This is a genomic window from Microbacterium sp. LWO12-1.2, assembly GCF_040675875.1.
Taxonomy (GTDB): domain Bacteria; phylum Actinomycetota; class Actinomycetes; order Actinomycetales; family Microbacteriaceae; genus Microbacterium.
The window spans coordinates 3,484,817-3,500,989 of sequence record NZ_JBEGII010000001.1; the positions used below are offsets into that span (position 1 = coordinate 3,484,817).

Annotated in this window: 16 protein-coding genes; 11 read left to right on the forward strand and 5 right to left on the reverse strand. The window is 70.3% G+C overall.

Features of this window, described 5'->3' with window-relative positions; genetic code table 11:
* The 7 genes from MRBLWO12_RS16690 (at position 1) to MRBLWO12_RS16720 (ending at position 7,610) form a co-directional block, all read left to right on the forward strand.
* On the forward strand, positions 1-939 hold the full coding sequence (locus MRBLWO12_RS16690; RefSeq protein ID WP_363557481.1) for an ABC transporter permease: 939 nt from the start codon (positions 1-3) through the stop codon (positions 937-939).
* Complete coding sequence (locus MRBLWO12_RS16695; protein ID WP_363557483.1) at positions 932-1,780, forward strand: ABC transporter permease; 849 nt, start codon at positions 932-934, stop codon at positions 1,778-1,780. The genes MRBLWO12_RS16690 and MRBLWO12_RS16695 overlap by 8 nt, the downstream gene beginning before the upstream one ends.
* Positions 1,777-3,531 (forward strand): ABC transporter ATP-binding protein, encoded by a 1,755-nt coding sequence (locus tag MRBLWO12_RS16700; protein ID WP_363557485.1) that lies wholly within the window; start codon positions 1,777-1,779, stop codon positions 3,529-3,531. Before MRBLWO12_RS16695 ends, MRBLWO12_RS16700 begins: the two co-directional genes overlap by 4 nt.
* A complete protein-coding gene (locus tag MRBLWO12_RS16705) occupies positions 3,528-4,907 on the forward strand; it encodes a hypothetical protein (RefSeq protein ID WP_363557487.1) in 1,380 nt (459 codons plus the stop codon). Before MRBLWO12_RS16700 ends, MRBLWO12_RS16705 begins: the two co-directional genes overlap by 4 nt.
* Positions 4,908-4,985: 78 nt before the next feature.
* Positions 4,986-5,741, forward strand: a complete 756-nt coding sequence (locus tag MRBLWO12_RS16710; protein WP_363557489.1) for an SDR family NAD(P)-dependent oxidoreductase — start codon at positions 4,986-4,988, stop codon at positions 5,739-5,741.
* Entirely contained in the window at positions 5,738-6,814 is a 1,077-nt protein-coding gene (locus MRBLWO12_RS16715; RefSeq protein ID WP_363557491.1) for an enolase C-terminal domain-like protein, read from the forward strand. The genes MRBLWO12_RS16710 and MRBLWO12_RS16715 overlap by 4 nt, the downstream gene beginning before the upstream one ends.
* Position 6,815: 1 nt before the next feature.
* Positions 6,816-7,610: an SDR family NAD(P)-dependent oxidoreductase gene (locus tag MRBLWO12_RS16720; RefSeq protein WP_363557493.1), complete on the forward strand. Its 795-nt coding sequence runs from the start codon at positions 6,816-6,818 to the stop codon at positions 7,608-7,610.
* A 149-nt stretch (positions 7,611-7,759) separates the two neighbouring features.
* Here MRBLWO12_RS16720 and MRBLWO12_RS16725 read toward each other — a convergent pair whose 3' ends face one another.
* On the reverse strand, positions 7,760-8,590 hold the full coding sequence (locus MRBLWO12_RS16725; protein ID WP_363557495.1) for a zinc-ribbon domain-containing protein: 831 nt from the start codon (positions 8,588-8,590) through the stop codon (positions 7,760-7,762).
* Between the two features lie 102 nt (positions 8,591-8,692).
* On the opposite strand from MRBLWO12_RS16725, the gene dinB reads away from it, so the two are divergent.
* Complete coding sequence (gene dinB / locus MRBLWO12_RS16730; RefSeq protein ID WP_363557497.1) at positions 8,693-9,889, forward strand: DNA polymerase IV; 1,197 nt, start codon at positions 8,693-8,695, stop codon at positions 9,887-9,889.
* Between the two features lie 225 nt (positions 9,890-10,114).
* On the opposite strand, the gene MRBLWO12_RS16735 is transcribed toward dinB, so the two are convergent.
* Together MRBLWO12_RS16735 and MRBLWO12_RS16740 are read right to left on the reverse strand one after the other, a co-directional pair.
* On the reverse strand, positions 10,115-10,462 hold the full coding sequence (locus MRBLWO12_RS16735) for a nuclear transport factor 2 family protein (protein ID WP_363557499.1): 348 nt from the start codon (positions 10,460-10,462) through the stop codon (positions 10,115-10,117).
* Positions 10,455-11,204 (reverse strand): SDR family NAD(P)-dependent oxidoreductase, encoded by a 750-nt coding sequence (locus tag MRBLWO12_RS16740; protein ID WP_363557501.1) that lies wholly within the window; start codon positions 11,202-11,204, stop codon positions 10,455-10,457. The genes MRBLWO12_RS16735 and MRBLWO12_RS16740 overlap by 8 nt, the downstream gene beginning before the upstream one ends.
* A gap of 191 nt (positions 11,205-11,395) precedes the next feature.
* Between MRBLWO12_RS16740 and MRBLWO12_RS16745 the strand changes: the two genes are divergently transcribed.
* Genes MRBLWO12_RS16745 through MRBLWO12_RS16755 form a run of 3 tightly spaced genes read left to right on the forward strand, consistent with a single transcriptional unit; the run spans position 11,396 to position 14,452 of the window.
* On the forward strand, positions 11,396-12,559 hold the full coding sequence (locus MRBLWO12_RS16745) for an MFS transporter (protein WP_363557503.1): 1,164 nt from the start codon (positions 11,396-11,398) through the stop codon (positions 12,557-12,559).
* A 46-nt stretch (positions 12,560-12,605) separates the two neighbouring features.
* Complete coding sequence (locus MRBLWO12_RS16750; RefSeq protein WP_363557505.1) at positions 12,606-13,580, forward strand: C-terminal binding protein; 975 nt, start codon at positions 12,606-12,608, stop codon at positions 13,578-13,580.
* Positions 13,581-13,594: 14 nt separating this feature from the next.
* The gene (locus MRBLWO12_RS16755; protein WP_363557507.1) at positions 13,595-14,452 is read left to right on the forward strand and encodes a fumarylacetoacetate hydrolase family protein; all 858 of its coding nucleotides are present in this window, start codon (positions 13,595-13,597) and stop codon (positions 14,450-14,452) included.
* A 109-nt stretch (positions 14,453-14,561) separates the two neighbouring features.
* On the opposite strand, the gene MRBLWO12_RS16760 is transcribed toward MRBLWO12_RS16755, so the two are convergent.
* The gene (locus MRBLWO12_RS16760; RefSeq protein WP_363557509.1) at positions 14,562-15,410 is read right to left on the reverse strand and encodes an SMP-30/gluconolactonase/LRE family protein; all 849 of its coding nucleotides are present in this window, start codon (positions 15,408-15,410) and stop codon (positions 14,562-14,564) included.
* Positions 15,407-16,114 carry a spermidine synthase gene (locus MRBLWO12_RS16765; RefSeq protein ID WP_363558628.1) on the reverse strand — a complete coding sequence of 236 codons (708 nt, stop codon included), beginning with the start codon at positions 16,112-16,114 and terminating at the stop codon, positions 15,407-15,409. The genes MRBLWO12_RS16760 and MRBLWO12_RS16765 overlap by 4 nt, the downstream gene beginning before the upstream one ends.
* Positions 16,115-16,173 lie beyond the last annotated feature (59 nt).

Genomic DNA, 16,173 nt, shown 5'->3' on the forward strand with positions numbered 1-16,173 from the left:
GTGGCGATCAGCATCGCGATGCTGATCGCCACCTCGCTTCTCGTCTTCGTGGTGCTCCGGCTGCTGCCGGGCGACCCCGTCATCACCCGGCTCGGTTCGACACCGGGCGTCGACGCCGAGATGCTGCAGCGCCTCCGCGAGGAGGCCGGTCTCGACGCCCCCATCATCGAGCAGTACCTGCGCTGGATCGGCGGGGTCTTCACCGGCGACTTCGGACAGTCGTACTTCAACCAGTACTCGGTGTCCGAACTCATCGCGCAGCGCTTCCCCGCCACGATCGAGCTCACCCTCATCGGCATCCTGCTGGCCGTGCTGATCGCGACACCGGCCGCCGTGATCGCGTCGCTGCGTCCGCTCGGCGTCGTCGACCGCATCCTCACCGCGATCTCGACCGCGGGCATGGCGCTGCCGCAGTTCCTGATCGGCATCGTGCTGATCGTGGTGTTCGCGGTGCAGCTCAAGGTGCTGCCCGCGCGCGGCTACACGCCGTTCAGCGAGGACCCGGGCGACAACCTCGTGCGCATGATCCTGCCCGCCCTCACACTCGCATTCGCTGCGGCGCCGCTCCTCATGCGCTTCCTGCGGGCATCCATGGTCGAGGTGCTCGATGCCTCCTACATCCGCACCGCGAAGGGCAAGGGGCAGTCCGCGAGCGGCGTCGTGATCGGTCACGCGCTGCGCAACGCTCTGATCCCCGGACTCACGATGCTCGGCCTGATCGTCGGCTACACGCTCGGCGGCGTCGTGATCGTCGAGTACGTGTTCGGAGTGCCGGGGCTGGGGTCGCTCGCGATCGATGCCGTCTTCAAACGCGACTATGCGGTGCTGCAGTCCGTGGTGCTGCTGATCTCGGCGATGTTCATCCTCACCACGCTCATCGTCGACCTCCTCTACGGAGTGCTCGACCCGCGTCTTCGTGCAAGGAGCAGCCGTGGCTGACACCCTCACTCTCGCGCTGCGGTCGACGCGGCCGCGCCGCCGGATCGCACTCGCCTCGTGGATCCCGCTCGGCCTGCTGGCTCTCATCGTGCTGGCGTGCGTGCTGGCGCCGATCATCGCGCCGTTCGATCCTTCCGCCCAGTCGTCCGACCGGTTCGCCGGCCCATCGGCGGTGCACCTGTTCGGCACGGATGAGCTCGGGCGCGACCTGTTCAGCCGCGTGCTCTACGGCGGGCAGCTGACGATCTTCATCGCCGGCGGTGCGACGCTGGTCGCGATGGTGCTCGGCATCGCCTGGGGAATGGCCGCTGCCTTCGCCCGCGGGCTCTGGGACGAGATCCTGATGCGCCTCGCCGACACCGTGATGGCGATCCCGCAGATCCTGTTCGCGCTGGTGTTCATCTCGGCGTTCGGTGCCGATCCGGTCAAGCTGGCCGTGATCATCGGCATCCTGCTCACCCCGACGACCGCGCGACTGGTGCGATCCTCGGTGCTCAGCGAGCTGCAGGAGGACTACTTCACGGCGGCGATCGCCTTCGGATCGAAGCGCAGCCGACTGCTGTTCGCGGAAGTGCTCCCGAACGCACGAGGACCGATCGTGGTGCAGGCCGCCATCAACGCCGCCAATGCGATCCTGCTCGAGGCTTCGATGAGCTTCGTCGGTCTGGGAATCGCTCCGCCTGAGGCGACGTGGGGAACCCTCGTGCAGCAGGGCTACCAGAAGATGTACCAGTCGATCGGGTATGTGCTGTTCCCCGCGCTCTTCATCTTCGTGACCATCTGGCTGCTCAACGTGCTCGCCGACCAGTTCGGCGGCGATCGGAAGGGGAAGGGACGATGACCGATGTCTCGCCCGTCCTGCAGGTGCAGGACCTCACCGTCTCCTACGGCGACGCGATGCCGGTCAAGGGCATCAGCTTCTCGGTGCGCCCGGGAGAGCGGATCGGCCTGGTCGGCGAGTCTGGCTCGGGCAAGTCGCTCACGGCGCTGTCGATCATGCGGCTCAATGACGGCGCGACGCTCGGCGGCAGCATCCGTCTGCGCGATCGGGAGCTGCTCACGCTCAGCAAGCGGGAGATGACGCGCGTGCGCGGCGGCGAGATCGCGATGGTCTATCAGGACCCGATGTCGTCGCTCAACCCGGTGCGCACGATCGGGCACCAGCTCGTCGAGGCGATCCGGCTGCACGACCGGGTCTCGAAGGAGGCGGCTCGGGCCAGGGCGGTCGAACTTCTCACAGAGGTCGGCGTACCGCTGCCCGAGGAGCGCCTGGCGCAGTACCCCCACGAGTTCTCCGGTGGCATGCGGCAGCGGGTGATGATCGCGATGGCCATGTCGTCGCGCCCTGCCGTGCTGATCGCCGATGAACCGACCACGGCGCTGGATGTGACGACCCAGTCGCGCATCATCGACCTGCTCGACAAGCTGGCGGATGAGCACGGCACCGCGGTGATCCTGATCACGCACGACCTGGGTGTGGCGGCAGGCTTCTGTGAGCGCATCCACGTGATGCGCCACGGACGCGTGATCGAGGAGGCGCCGGTCGACACGCTCTATGCCGAGCCGGAGCATCCGTACACGAAGGCGCTGCTGGGGGCGGTGGTCGACCTCACGATCGACGTGCACCAGCCGATCCGCACCGCCGCCGAAGTGCTCGAGAGTGGTACCGAGGCCGTCACCAGGGCCGGATCGATCAGTGCGATCGACCAGGCGCGCGAGAGCGGCGACGTGCTCGTCGACGTGCAGGGTCTGTCGAAGGTGTTCACGCTCGGCTCAGGGCGACGGGTCACGGCGGTCGACGACGTGTCGTTCCAGATCCGCCGCGGCGAGACCGTCGGGCTGGTGGGCGAGTCCGGGTCGGGCAAGTCGACCGTCTCGAAGGCCGTGCTCGCGCTCGGAGGGATCGACGCGGGAGCGGTGGTCTTCGACGGACATCGCCCGCACGAGATGCGCGGCGAGGAGCTGCGGCAGCTGCGGCGGCGGATGCAGATGGTGTTCCAGGACCCGTTCTCGGCGCTGAACCGGCGACAGACCGTGGCGCAGATCATCGAGGCGCCGCTGCTCGCGCACGGCATCGGCACCCGCGCCACGCGCGCCGAGAAGGTGCGTGAGGCGATGCACCGGGTGCGGTTGGACGAGGAGTTCACGCACCGGCTGCCCCGCTCGATGTCGGGTGGCCAGTGTCAACGCGTGTCGATCGCGCGCTCGCTCGTGCTCGAGCCGGAGTTCCTGGTGCTCGACGAGTCGGTCTCGGCCCTCGACGTCTCCATCCAGGCGCAGGTGCTCAATCTGCTGCGCGAGCTGCAGGCGGAGCTGGGGCTGACATACCTCTTCATCAGCCATGACCTGGCGGTCATCCGGTACATGTCGTCGACGGTCGCAGTGATGCAGCAGGGCCGGATCGTCGAGATCGGTGCCCGCGACGCCCTGTTCGCGAACCCGCAGCACGAGTACACGCGCGGATTGATGGCCGCGATCCCGGTCGCCGACCCTGTGCGGGAGCGTCGCCGGCGCGCCGAGGCGGCGGCGCTGTGGCAGGCCCAGGGTGTGGGCACGGGCGTGATCCCGGCTGTCGCGGGAAGGGAGGCATGATGACATCCACCGCGATCGGGGACCGCATCCGCATCCCCCGCACCCGTGCGCGCATCGGCATCGCCCGCCGCGACATCACCCCACCCGTCGGCATCCGTGCGAAGAACTGGGGTCCCGCCGACTGGGAGCGCTCCGAGGGGGCGCATCGCCCGTTCGAGCTGACCGCGCTCGCACTGATCTCGTCGGATGACCGCCCGCGCGTGCTGCTCGCGGTCGACGGCACCTGGTGGCGTCGCGTGGCCGACGAGCAGGCGGTGCGCGGGGCGATCCTCGCCGGCCTCGGGCTCGAGCCCGATCAGCTGATGCTCTCGCTCTCGCACACCCACGCCGGGGCTGTGCTGTGCGCGGCTGACGCGCACCTGCCGGGCGGAGAGCTCATCCCCGGTTACCTCGAGGCGCTCGCCGCCGCCGGCATCGCGGCCGGTCGCGAGGCCCTCGATACCGCGCGCCCCGGTCTGATCGAGTGGACCCACGGGCGCTGCACTCTGGCGGCCGACCGAGAGCTCGACGTCGACGGCCGTGCGCTCGTCGGCTACAACCCCTCAGGCGCGGCGGATGACACCGTGACGATCGGCCGCATCAGCCTCGACGGTGTCGTGCGCGCCACGCTCGTGAACTACGCCTGCCACCCCACGACTCTCGCCTGGCAGAACCGTGAGGTCTCGCCTGACTATGTCGGCGCGATGCGCGAGATCGTCGAGTCGGCGACCGGGGCACTGTGCCTGTTCGTGCAGGGAGCCTCGGGCGAGCTCGCGCCGCGCGAGCAGTACACCGGGGATGTCGGGGTCGTGGACCGCCACGGACGCTCGCTCGGGCATGCGGTGCTCGCGGCCCTCGACGCGCTGCCGACGCCCGGTGAGGAGCTGACGCTCGAGGGTGTCGTGGAGTCGGGTGCTCCGCTGGCGATCTGGACCGGGCAGCCGGTCGACGGGGGTGAGCATGCCGCAGCGTCGCTGTCAGACGTGGAGCTGCCGCTGCGCGCCCTGCCCACGATCGACGAGCTCGCCGAGGAGTGGAAGGACATCGATCCCCGCTCACGTGAAGAGCGGCTGGGGCGCGCCCGCAACCTGCGCGACGGGTACATCGACGGTCCGACGGTGCCGCATCCGGTCTGGGCCTGGCGGCTCGGCGATGCGATCATCCTCGGGCATCCGGGCGAGGCGTACTCGACGCTGCAGACGACGCTGCGCGCACGCTTCCCCGAGACCCCGATCGTCGTGATGAACCTCACGAACGGGCCGGGCTTCGTGTATCTGCCGACCCGGGATGCCTATGACCGTGGGGCGTATCAGGCCTGGCAGACGCCCCTCGCGCCCGGCGCGCTGGAGTTGCTGGTGGAGCACGCCACTGCGGTGGTCACGGATCTGCTGGCCTGACCTCGTGAACGACGGGGCGAATCCCCAGCGCACCCGCTAGTCTTGCTATAGCAAATCTCGACCACCCTGAGGAGAGCCATGAACGCCCCCGTCGCCATCATCACCGGAGGCTCCGCCGGCATCGGCTGGGAGGTCGGCCAGCGCCTCGCCGCCGACGGCTACCTCGTGGTCGCCGCCGACCGGGTGCCAGGCCTCACGGCGGGCGACAACCCGGCCGGCATCCTGTGGCGCGCGCTCGACGTGACCGATCACGCCGGCGTCGACCGGGTGTTCGGCGAGATCGAGGCGGAGCTCGGACCGATCGAGGTGCTCGTCAACAACGCAGGCATCCAGCGGCACCGCGGCATCGAGGACCTGAGCTGGGACGAATGGTCGGCCGTGGTCGACGTGAACCTGCACGGAGTGTTCTCGGCCCTGCAGGCGGCAGGGCGACGGATGCTGGAACGCGGCGAAGGCCGCATCGTGAACATCTCGTCGATCTCGGCGCGAGGCTCAGCGGGCCGCGCCCCCTACTCCACGACCAAGGCAGCCGTGATCGGTCTGACCTCGACCGCCGGGGCCGAGTGGGCATCGCGCGGAGTCAGGGTCAACGCCGTCGCCCCCGGATACATCGACACCGGCGTGTTCCGCCAGGGCGTCGAGCAGGGCACGCTGAGCCTCGACACGATCCTGTCGCGCATCCCGGCGAAGCGCCTGGGCGATGCGAGCGAGATCGCCGCGGCCGTCAGCTTCCTGGTATCCGACCAGTCCCGCTACATGAACGGCCAGACGCTCTATGTCGACGGCGGCTTCATGGTCGACTACGGCATCCCGCTGGCGAAGAAGCCCGAATGACCGAGATCGCCCGCATCCAGACGGCCACGGCCGTACTCCCGCTGCCCGCTCCGCTGCAGCTCGGGGCCATGACGGTCGCCCGTCGCGAGTACAGCGCGGTGCAGGCATCCGACGGCGACGGCACGACCGGGGTCGCGTACTGCCTCTCACGCGAAGCGCCGATGGCCGAGATCGTCGACCGCCTCGTCGCCACGCATGCGCTCGGTGCGGATGCCGACGACCCGGCCGCGACCTGGGAGCGGATGCTGCGCGGCAGCGCGATCGTCGGACGCGTCGGTCTGGTGCGCCGGGCGATCGGCCTGGTCGACATCGCCCTGTGGGACATCGCTGCCCGTCGCGCGGGCGTGCCCCTGTGGAAGCTGCTCGGCACGGGCGATGCGCCGCGGGACTCGATGCTCGTTGCGGCCTACCCTTCGCCCAGCCGCACTCCGCGCGAGGTCGCGGACGAGGTGCTCGCGCAGGCGGACGGCTGGTCGCAGGTGAAGATCTCGCGCGCGGCGGACCCGGCGTACATGCGCGAGCTGATCGGCCTGCTGAACTCCGAGCTTCCGGCAGACACGGGGCTCGTGGTCGATGTCGGTTTCGGATGGCCGGATGCCGACACCGCGCTCGCCGAGATCGCGCAGTGGGGCGACCCGCAGCTGGCATGGCTCGAGGATCCGCTGCTCCCCGAGGACGCGGCGGGTTGCGCGCGCATCCGTCGGGAGTCCGGGCTCGCCATCTCGGTCGGCGACGAGGTCACCGACCCCGCCGTACTGCGCGCCCTCGTCGAGCACGAGGCCGTCGATGTGCTGCGCCTCGACGTCGTGGCGATCGGAGGGGTCACCCCGGCGCGTGAGCTGATCGCCTGGGCGACCGACCGCGGCGTCCCGGTGTCGGGCCACGTCTATCCTGAGGTCACCGCGCACCTCGGCATCGGCGTCGAGACCTTCGCGCGGGGCGTGAACCCCTACGATCCGGCCCCGTCGTTCATCGTCGGTGGTCCGTCGTTCGATGGTCGCGTGCGACCGACGGATGCCGTGGGCCTCGGTTTCACGCTCGACCCCGCCGTCTTCGATTTCGAGAGGGACTGAGATGACAGAGTCCGCACGCAGCGTCGTCGTGACCGGCAGCGGCAAGGGCATCGGCCGCGCCGTCGCCGAGCGCCTGACCGCCGACGGCTGGATCGTCATCGGACTCGAGCGCTCGCCCGGCTCCGGAACCGTCGAAGACGGCATCGTGGCCGAGGTCGTGCTCGGCGACTCGGCCGATCGTGAGTCGCACGAGCGGGCCGCTGCGGCAGCGCAGGCCCGTGCGCCGCTCGCCGGCTGGGTCAACAACGCCGGCATCACCAAGCGCACCCCGTTGCACGAGCTCGACGAAGACCGCGTACGCGAGATCGTCGGCATCAACGGCTTCGGCTACCTCTGGGGATGCTCGGCCGCTGTGACGGCGTTCATCGACCAGGGCATTGCCGGGGCGATCGTGAACATCGGCTCGATCCACGGCCGCTCCAGCTCGATCGACCACGCCGCCTACGAGTTCACCAAGGGCGGCATCGACGCACTCGCCCGCAGCCTCGCCGTGACGTACGGCGGGCTCGGCATCCGCGCCAACACGGTCGCGCCGGGCGGGGTGCGCACCCCGCACCTGGAGGCGCAGATCGCCGCCTCCGCCGACCCGGTGGCCGCGGAGCGCGCGCTCGCCGAAGGGCCGCCGATGGGACGCATCGCCCGTGCCGAAGAGGTCGCCGCGGTCACCGCGTTCCTCCTCTCCGACGAAGCGCCGTATCTGACCGGCCAGTCGATCGCGGTCGACGGCGCGTGGACGGCATCATTCGGCGACGTCGCGGTCGATCCGGCGCTGCGGGCGCGGTTCGAGCGGGGCTGATCGGGCTCGCGCGTTCTGAAGGAGAAAACTCCGGATGAAGGCCGTTCTGCCCTGTGGGCTCCTTCATTCCGTGAGATCTCTTGCATTCCAGGAGGTCCTCTTCAGGGAGGTCATCGCTGGGTGGGAGGGTGGTGCACGAGCGCCCGAGTTCACCGCAGGTACGCGTCCACGAGCAGCGCACCACGGATGACGCGGAGCTCGTCGATGATGCGGGCGATGCTCTTCGCGCCCACGGACGACACTGTCAGGTCATGCGGACCCAGCGGTTCGAGCTTCCCGGTGCGGATCCGGATGACCTCCCACCCCGCGGCGCGCAGGGCGCGATCCTTGCGCAGATCCGTGTCCTGCCGCTTCCCGACGTGCTCGAGGCCGTGTCGGCCGATGGTGTCGTACTCGAGCGCGACTCGCAGCTCCGGGAACACGATGTCGGGCCAGACCTCCGTGTGTCGGAAGAACGGTCGCGAGACCTTGACGGCGTTCACGGCCGCGTCGAACTCGATCGCCGCCCCGAGCCCTGCACGCAGGCGGCCCTCTGCCGCGGAAGCGGGGCGCGGGGCGCACTCGCTCACGAACGCGGTGCCGGTCGGCAGGTGGGGGGTCTTCGCGCAGAGTGCCGGCGCCGGGCGACGGGGTGTGCGCGGAAGGGGCCGTGGTTCCCCGAGCACCACCGGTTGCGGACGGGCGAGCGCGGAGCATTCGGGGCACCAGGCGGAGCGGCGCCGCACCTGCGCCGGACGCTCGCGCTGCTCCGTCGGGGTGGCGGCGAAGCGGTGCCCAGCCGTGCACTCCCAGCAGAGGAGCACGTCGGCGGCGAGAGGGACCTGCGACAGGACGATGCCGTGGTTCAACTCCGGATGGTACTGCCGTACCAGCTCCGGATACGCCGCCCACCCGGCGCGGTAGGTGCCCACGTCATACGGAACCGCGCGACCGCGGGAGAACTGCCGTCGCGCCCACCACTGCTCCACCGGTTCCGGCACGCGCCGACCCTACCTGCCGTCACGGACACCGGTTCTCGACCGTCGACGCCGGTCGGGTGTCCCCGGTCCGTGCGACGATCCGCGTGTCGACGGGAGAACGGGATGCGTGGGGAAGCGACGGTGCTGCACGCCGACCTCGATGCGTTCTACGCCTCGGTCGAGCAGCGCGATGCGCCGGAGTTGCGCGGCCGCCCCGTCATCGTGGGTGGCGGGGTCGTGCTGGCGGCGAGCTACGAGGCGAAGGCGCGCGGGGTGCGCACGGCGATGGGCGGTCGGCAGGCGCGGGAGCTCTGCCCTGATGTCGTCGTCGTGCCGCCGCGCATGGACGCGTACTCGGCCGCCAGCAAAGACGTCTTCGCGATCTTCCGCGACACCACCCCGCTCGTGGAGGGGCTGTCGATCGACGAGGCGTTCCTCGAGGTCGGGGGTCTCCGACGGATCGCCGGGTCTCCCGAGCAGATCGCCGCACGGCTGCGCGAGCGCGTCCGGACCGAGGTGGGGCTCGCCATCTCGGTGGGAGTCGCGCGCACCAAGTTCCTCGCCAAGGTCGCTAGCGCCGTGAGCAAACCCGACGGCCTGTTGGTCGTGGAACCGACGCGCGAAGAGGAGTTCCTGCTCCCGCTTCCGGTGGAACGGCTGTGGGGTGTGGGGGCGGTGACGGCCGAGAAGCTGCACCGCTACGGCATCCGCACGGTCGGCGAGCTGGCCGAGCTGGAGGCCGCGACCGCCGAGCGGATGCTGGGCAAGGCGACGGGGGCCCACGTGCACGCGCTCGCGCGACTGCGGGATCCGCGGCCGGTCGACACCACCCGGCGACGCGGATCGATCGGGTCCCAGCGTGCCCTCGGCATCCGTCCCCGCTCCGCCGAGGAGCTCGACCTCATCCTCACGCAGATCGTCGACCGGCTGGCCAGGCGTCTCCGCGACGGCGACCGCGTCTGCCGTACCGTCGTGCTGCGGCTCCGTTTCGGTGACTACACGAAGGCCACCCGCTCTCGGTCGCTCCGGGCGCCGACCGACCGCACCGCCGTGCTGCTCACCGTGGCTCGCGCCCTGCTCGCCGCCGGGCAGACCGAGATCACGGCTCGCGGCATCACCCTGGTCGGCATCTCGCTGTCGCACCTCGACCGTGTCGAGAACGTGCAGCCCGAACTGCCGATCGACTGGGGCGACGACGCGCGCCTCGACACCGTGCTCGACACTCTGCGCGACCGCTACGGTGCGGCGTCCGTCTCGCGGGCGGCGCAGCTGGGCCGCGACGAGGGGTGGTCGTCGCCGACTCTGCCCGAGCACGAGTGACGCGCCTCGGTCGTGCCCGCCGAGCGTTTCGTGCCCGCTGAGCGTTTCGTGCCCGCTGAGGGGTCAAGACACGCCGCGGGACGGGGCGGCGGCGCGGCGTGTCTTGACCCCTCAGAGTGAGGGGCGCGAGGGGCGCGAGGGGCGCGAGGGGCGCGAGGGGCGCGAGCAGCGTGAGGGGCGCGGCGGACAGGCGGGTACGCGCGGCAAGGCGCGAGCCGCCGCGCCTCAGGCCTTGAGCATCGAGGCGCGCGCGATCAGGCCGTCGACCACGTCGAAGGTCGCGATGGTCTCGGTCGCGACGCCCGCGTTGATGACCTGCTCCTGTGCGACGACCCACCGGCTGCCGAACAGCACGCTCGTCTCGATCACGCACGAGAGTTCCGGGTTCTGCAGTCGTGGCTCGTAGAACTCCCGGATCGCCGCGGCCCCCACCACGGGCTCGGGGGCGACGCCGGTGATCACGGCATCCGCCGCATAGGTCGCGACGAACGCGTCGAGGTCGTGCGCGTTGAACGCATCGAGCTGCGCCTGCACGGTATCCAGGGCAGAACGGTCGAGAGCACTGTCAGTCAATGCGCACACCTCCGTTGACGTCGTAGGTCGCTCCGGTGATGAAACCTGCACGCGGTGAGGCCAGCGAGGCGATGATCCAGGCGACGTCTTCCGGCTGCCCGAACGCACCGAGCGGGATCGACGCGCTGAGCGTCTCGCGCTTCTCGCCCTGCAGCTGGTCGGTGATCGCGCTTGCGACGGGGCCGGGGGTCACGGCATTGACGCGGATGCCCTCGCTCGCGAGGTGTCGGGCGAAGCTCCGGGTGATCGCGAGCAGCGCGCCCTTGCTGGCCGCGTAGTGGATGCCGGTCTGCAGCGCTCCGACCTGACCGGCGATCGAGGCGATGTTCACCACGGACCGGTCGCCGTCTGCGGCGCGCAGCAGGGGCAGTGCCGCGCGCGTGAGGAAGAACGTGCCGCGGGCGTTCGTCTCGAGCACGAAGTCCCACTCCTCGAGGTCGATGTCCTCGTAGGGGGTGTACGGGCAGACGCCGCCGTTGTTGATGAGCACGTGCAGCGAACCCCAGGTCGCGGTGACCTCGTCGATCAGCGCGGCGGTCGACTCCGGTTCGCGCAGGTCGAGGCGTGAGACGTGTACCTCGGCGGCGCCGGCGGCCCGGCACTCCTCGGCGACGCGGGCGGCCTCGGCCTCGCGCCCGGCGTAGGTGATCCAGAGGGCGGCGCCCTCGCGGGCGAGTTCGAGGGCGGCGGCCGTTCCGATTCCGGAGCTGGCTCCCGTGAGCAGTACGCGACGAGCAGTCATGAGTAGATGCTATAGCAAATTGACGTGCAATGAGAAAGGGCGCCGATTAGGGTGGATGCCGTGAGTCCTGAGTCAGACAGACGCTAGATCGCGGGTTCGAGTCGCACGCCGTGCGCTCCCCGCATCTCGTCGACCCTTCTCGCTCGTCGCGCATCCCCCGGGTGCGTCGACGTCGTCCGTCTGGATGTCTCATGCCTCTTCTCATCTATGTCCTCGCCCTGGCGATCTTCGCCCAGGGCGCCAGCGAGTTCATGCTCGCCGGCCTGCTACTTCCGATCTCCGAGGAGTTCGGAGTCTCGCCGGGGAGCGCGGCCGCCGCGACCAGCGCCTTCGCGATCGGGATGGTGATCGGCGCCCCGGCGATGGCGCTGCTCGGTTCCCGCTGGCATCCTCGGTGCACACTCATCGCCTTCCTGCTGGTGTTCGTGCTCGCGCACATCGTCGGAGCGCTCGCCGCATCGTTCGCGATGCTGCTGGTCACTCGCGTCATGGCTGCCATCGCCTATGCCGGGTTCCTCGCCGTGTCGCTCTCGACGGTGCGCACGCTCGTGCCGCCGCAGGCGACGACCCGCGCCGTCGCCACCCTGCTCGCCGGCACCACCCTCGCCACGATCGTGGGAGTGCCGGCGGGGACCGCCCTCGCCGATGCCCTGGGGTGGCGCGCGACGTTCTGGGGTGTGGTGCTGCTCTGTGGTCCTGCGCTCGTCGCGCTGCTTCTCGACCGCTCGCCTCTGCGTGCCGGAGGGGTGGCACGCATCGAGCTGCGTGCCGAGCTCAGCGCGCTCGCCCGCAGGCGGGTGCTCGGGGCGATCGGGGTCGCTGTGGTGATCAATGCCGGCACGTTCGGGGTCTTCACGTTCCTCGGGTTGATCGGAGAATCCGCGGGCATCGCGGCCGCGCTCGTGCCGCTGCTTCTGGCCGCGTTCGGGGTCGGTGCTTTCCTCGGTGTCGCGGCGACGGGGCGCTGGGCCGCGACGCGTGAGCGGGTGTGGATCGTGGGTGGATCGCTCGCGCTGCTCCTCGCCTGGACGGCGCTGTGGATGCTGGTCGAATCGGCGGCTGCCGTGTTCGCCCTCTCGCTGGTCTGTGGGGCGCTGTCGTTCGCCGTCGGTTCCGCGGTGATCGGTCGTATCGTGCGCGAGGCTGCGGGAGCGCCGGTGTTGGGTGGAGCTTCTGCGACGGTCGCCCTGAATCTCGGCGCCTTCGTCGGCCCCTTGCTCGCAGGCGCCGCGCACGGGTCTGTCGGGTCGGCGGGCGTGCTCGCCGTCGCTGCGGTGCTCACGATCGTCGGCCTGGGTGCAAGCGTGTGGGCGTTGCCGTCCACACGAGACGGCGGCGGGCGGATGCGCGTCTGAATGCCCGGGTGGCCATGAAGTGCTAGATGCTATAGCATTCTGACTCATGGCCACCCCATTCATCCTCATCACGGACTGCGACCTCCCCGGTGACGCCGCCGAGCAGACGCTCCGCGCGGCGGGATTCCGCGCGGAACGCGCACCGGACACCTCCTTCGAGACCCTCGCGGCGCTCGGCGCCGAGGCTGAGGGGCTGATCGTGCAGTGGCACCGGATCGACGGCGAGCTGATGGATCGGATGCCGAACCTGAAGATGATCAGCCGTCTCGGCATCGGCTACGACATGGTCGACGTCGCGGCGGCGAGCGCGCGCGGCATCCCCGTCGCCAACACGCCCAGCTACTGCACCGAAGAGGTCGCCGCCCACACGATCGCGATGATCATGGCGCAGGCGCGCGGCCTTCCCGCCTACGACGGGGCGGTCCGCGCGGGGGAATGGAAGCCGGTCGCGGCTCGCCCGCTGGCCGTGCGTCCCTCGCGCACCACGGTCTCGGTGCTCGGCTTCGGGCGCATCGGCTCGTTGGTGGCCCGAGGCTGCCGTGCGCTCGGGTTCCGCGTGCTCGTGGCCGACCCGTACGCCCCGGCCGAGGCCGTCCGCGCGGCGGACTGCGAGTACGTCACGATCGAGCAGGCCATCGCGGCCGCGGACCTGCTGACGCTGCACGTCCCGCTCACCGATGCGACGAGGCACCTGATCGACGAGACCAGCATCGCGACGATGAAGCCCGGCGCCGTGATCGTGAACACGTGCCGCGGGCCACTGATCGACGAGGCCGCCCTCGTGAAGGCGCTGCGCAGCGGACACATCGGTGCGGCTGCTCTCGATGTCTACGAGGCCGAGCCCCTCGCCGCGAGCGCGGCGCTGCGCGATGCCCCGAACGTGCTGCTCTCCCCGCATGCGGCCTGGTACTCGCCGGAAGCGCTGGAGGATCTGCCCGTGCACGCCGCCGAGAACATCATCCGCTTCCGTGACGGCGAGTCCGTGCCGATCGTGAACCCGACCTACGCCGCCGCGCACTGACCGAAGGACGCCTCATGGAACTCATGCGACTGGGAGCCGTCGGAAACGAGCACCCGTTCGTCCGCGACGAGACGGGAACCGTCTACGACCTCGCGCCGATCACCCTCGACATCGACGGGGCGTTCCTGGCCGCTGACGGCATCGCCCGGGTGCGCGACGCGCTCGAGCGCGGGGCGCTGCCGTCCGCCGACGTCGACGGCCTGCGCATCGGCCCCCCGGTGGCACGTCCGACCGCCGTCATCTGCATCGGCCAGAACTACGCCGCCCACGCTGCAGAGTCGGGGTCGGAGCCGCCGGAGCATCCGGTGATCTTCTTCAAGCATCCGAACACCGTCGTCGGCGCGAACGACGTGGTGCTGCTCCCGCCCGGCGCCGAGAAGGTGGACTGGGAGGTCGAGCTCGCGATCGTGATCGGCAAGACCGCCCGGTACCTGTCGTCGCCGGAGGCCGCCGATGAGGTGATCGCCGGGTACACGATCTCGAACGACGTGTCGGAGCGTGCATATCAGCTCGAAGTGTCGGGCGGACAGTGGTCGAAGGGCAAGTGCTCCGAGACGTTCAACCCGCTCGGACCGGTGCTGGTTCCGGCGGACGGGGTCGATCCGCAGGCACTCCGGTTGCGATCGTTCGTGAACGGCGAGCCGCGGCAGGACTCCTCGACCGCCGACATGATCTTCCCGGTGCGGCAGATCGTCTACGAGCTCAGCCAGTATCTGGTGCTGGAGCCGGGCGACGTGATCAACACCGGAACGCCGCAGGGCGTCGCGCTGTCCGGACGCTTCCCGTATCTGCAGGACGGCGACGAGATGACGATCGAGATCGATGGTCTCGGGCGTCAGCACCAGCGCACCGAGCGGGTGCGGCTGGGCTGAACGCGATCGGCGCTGGCGGCGGCCTGTGCCCGGGGCACGGTTCCTTCGCTGGGTGTACCGTGCCTCGGGCAGAGGCCGCCGTCGCGTTCCTGGTCTCGAGTGACGGGCGTCAGCCGGCGAAGGGTGTGACCGGGATGCCGTGCACCCCAGGTCGCACCGAGAACACCGAGCCGGCCGGGGTGCCGTGGTCGGCCGGCAACCCCTGTGCGGATGTCGTGATGTAGATCGTGCCCAGGTCGTCGTCGCCGAACGTGCACGCGCTCACCTGTGGCACGGGCAGCTCGACGGTCGCGACGTGCACGCCGGCGGAGTCGTAGCCGTGCACGGCGCTGCCGCCCCAGAGCGCGACCCAGACGCTGCCGTCTGCGGCCACGGCGAGGCCGTCCGGCAGCCCCTGCTCCTCGGGGATCCGTGCGAACACGCGTCGACCCCGTAGTTCGCCCTCGGCCACGTCGAACACGTCGATGCGGTGCGAGAGGGTGTCGACATAGTACGCGCGCTGCCCGTCGGGAGAGTAGCCGACCCCGTTCGAGATGGTCGTGCGGGGCAGCACGGTCGTCACGGTGAGATCGGCGTCGATGCGCACCACGATTCCGGCATCCGGCGTCGCGTCGTACGCCATGGAGCCGGCGAGCAGGCGGCCGCGCGGATCGCAGCAACCGTCATTCATGCGTACGCGCGGGTCGTCGAGCAGGGGTGCCGCCGCGCGGAACTCGCCGTCGACCGCATCGGCGAGATGCAGTGTCCGCGCACCGACCGCCACCACGCCGCCGTTCGCGCGGGGGCGGGCGAAGGCCAGGTACTCGTCGTCGACGTGCTGTCGGGTCACTCCGTCGGCGCGCAGCGTCAGCAGATCGCCGGCATCTCCGTCGACCCAGCGCAGTCCACCCCAGCCGGTCGACCACACGGGGGCTTCGGCATGGTGCGCGACCGGGCCGGTGACGTTCTCCGGACTCATGCGCGACTCCGTGCGACGTAGACGGTGTTCGACGACATCCCGCCGGTGACGGCGTTCTCGAAGTCGACGACGTGCGCGGTGGCGTCATCGAACACGGCGTCCATCTCGACCATGAACTCCTGGTCGGGCGGATCGTCCGACCACAGCGCGAAGACCCCGCCGGTGGCGAGGTGGCGGTCGAGGGCGCGCAAACCCGCGGCGTCGTACAGGTCGGCGTGCGTCGCATCCAGTTGATGACGCGGCGAGTGGTCCACGTCGAGCAGGATGGCCGAGTATCCGTGGTGCCCTTCGGCGGGCGCGGAGCGCACCAGGGCGAAGAAGTCGTCCTCGACCAGGCTCGTGCGCGGGTCGTCGACGAGCTCCGCCGAGACGGGCAGCAGCTTGCGCTCATGCCAGCCGATCACCGCGCCGAGTCGGTCGACGACCGTCAGCGACGCCACCCGGTCGTCGCGCAGTGCGGCGACCGCGGTGTAGCCGAGCCCGAGGCCGCCGACCAGCACCGACAGGTGATCCCCGGAGACCGCGGCGAGCCCGAGGTTCGAAAGCTCCTCCTCGGCCACCGTGAACAGGCTCGACATCAGGTACTCGTCGCCGAGCTTGACCTCGTAGATCTCCTGCCCCACGGCCGGTTCCGTGCGCCGGCGCAGTGTGAGGTCGCCGATCGGGGTCGTCTGCCAGTCCAGTTCTTCGAACCGAGTGATCACTGCGGCATGCCTCCATCGTTCGCCCTCGGGGGCGGCGGCGCGGGAAGATCCCGCGGCTG

Bases quoted from the DNA above. Each gene is read 5' to 3' on its own strand.
- MRBLWO12_RS16710 (WP_363557489.1), top strand. From the start codon at position 4,986: ATGAACGCCCCCGTCGCCATCATCACCGGAGGCTCCGCCGGCATCGGC.
- MRBLWO12_RS16740 (WP_363557501.1), bottom strand. From the start codon at position 11,204: ATGACTGCTCGTCGCGTACTGCTCACGGGAGCCAGCTCCGGAATCGGA.
- MRBLWO12_RS16745 (WP_363557503.1), top strand. From the start codon at position 11,396: ATGCCTCTTCTCATCTATGTCCTCGCCCTGGCGATCTTCGCCCAGGGC.
- MRBLWO12_RS16715 (WP_363557491.1), top strand. From the start codon at position 5,738: ATGACCGAGATCGCCCGCATCCAGACGGCCACGGCCGTACTCCCGCTG.
- MRBLWO12_RS16700 (WP_363557485.1), top strand. From the start codon at position 1,777: ATGACCGATGTCTCGCCCGTCCTGCAGGTGCAGGACCTCACCGTCTCC.
- MRBLWO12_RS16760 (WP_363557509.1), bottom strand. From the start codon at position 15,410: ATGAGTCCGGAGAACGTCACCGGCCCGGTCGCGCACCATGCCGAAGCC.
- MRBLWO12_RS16755 (WP_363557507.1), top strand. From the start codon at position 13,595: ATGGAACTCATGCGACTGGGAGCCGTCGGAAACGAGCACCCGTTCGTC.
- MRBLWO12_RS16750 (WP_363557505.1), top strand. From the start codon at position 12,606: ATGGCCACCCCATTCATCCTCATCACGGACTGCGACCTCCCCGGTGAC.
- dinB (WP_363557497.1), top strand. From the start codon at position 8,693: ATGCGTGGGGAAGCGACGGTGCTGCACGCCGACCTCGATGCGTTCTAC.
- MRBLWO12_RS16720 (WP_363557493.1), top strand. From the start codon at position 6,816: ATGACAGAGTCCGCACGCAGCGTCGTCGTGACCGGCAGCGGCAAGGGC.
- MRBLWO12_RS16705 (WP_363557487.1), top strand. From the start codon at position 3,528: ATGATGACATCCACCGCGATCGGGGACCGCATCCGCATCCCCCGCACC.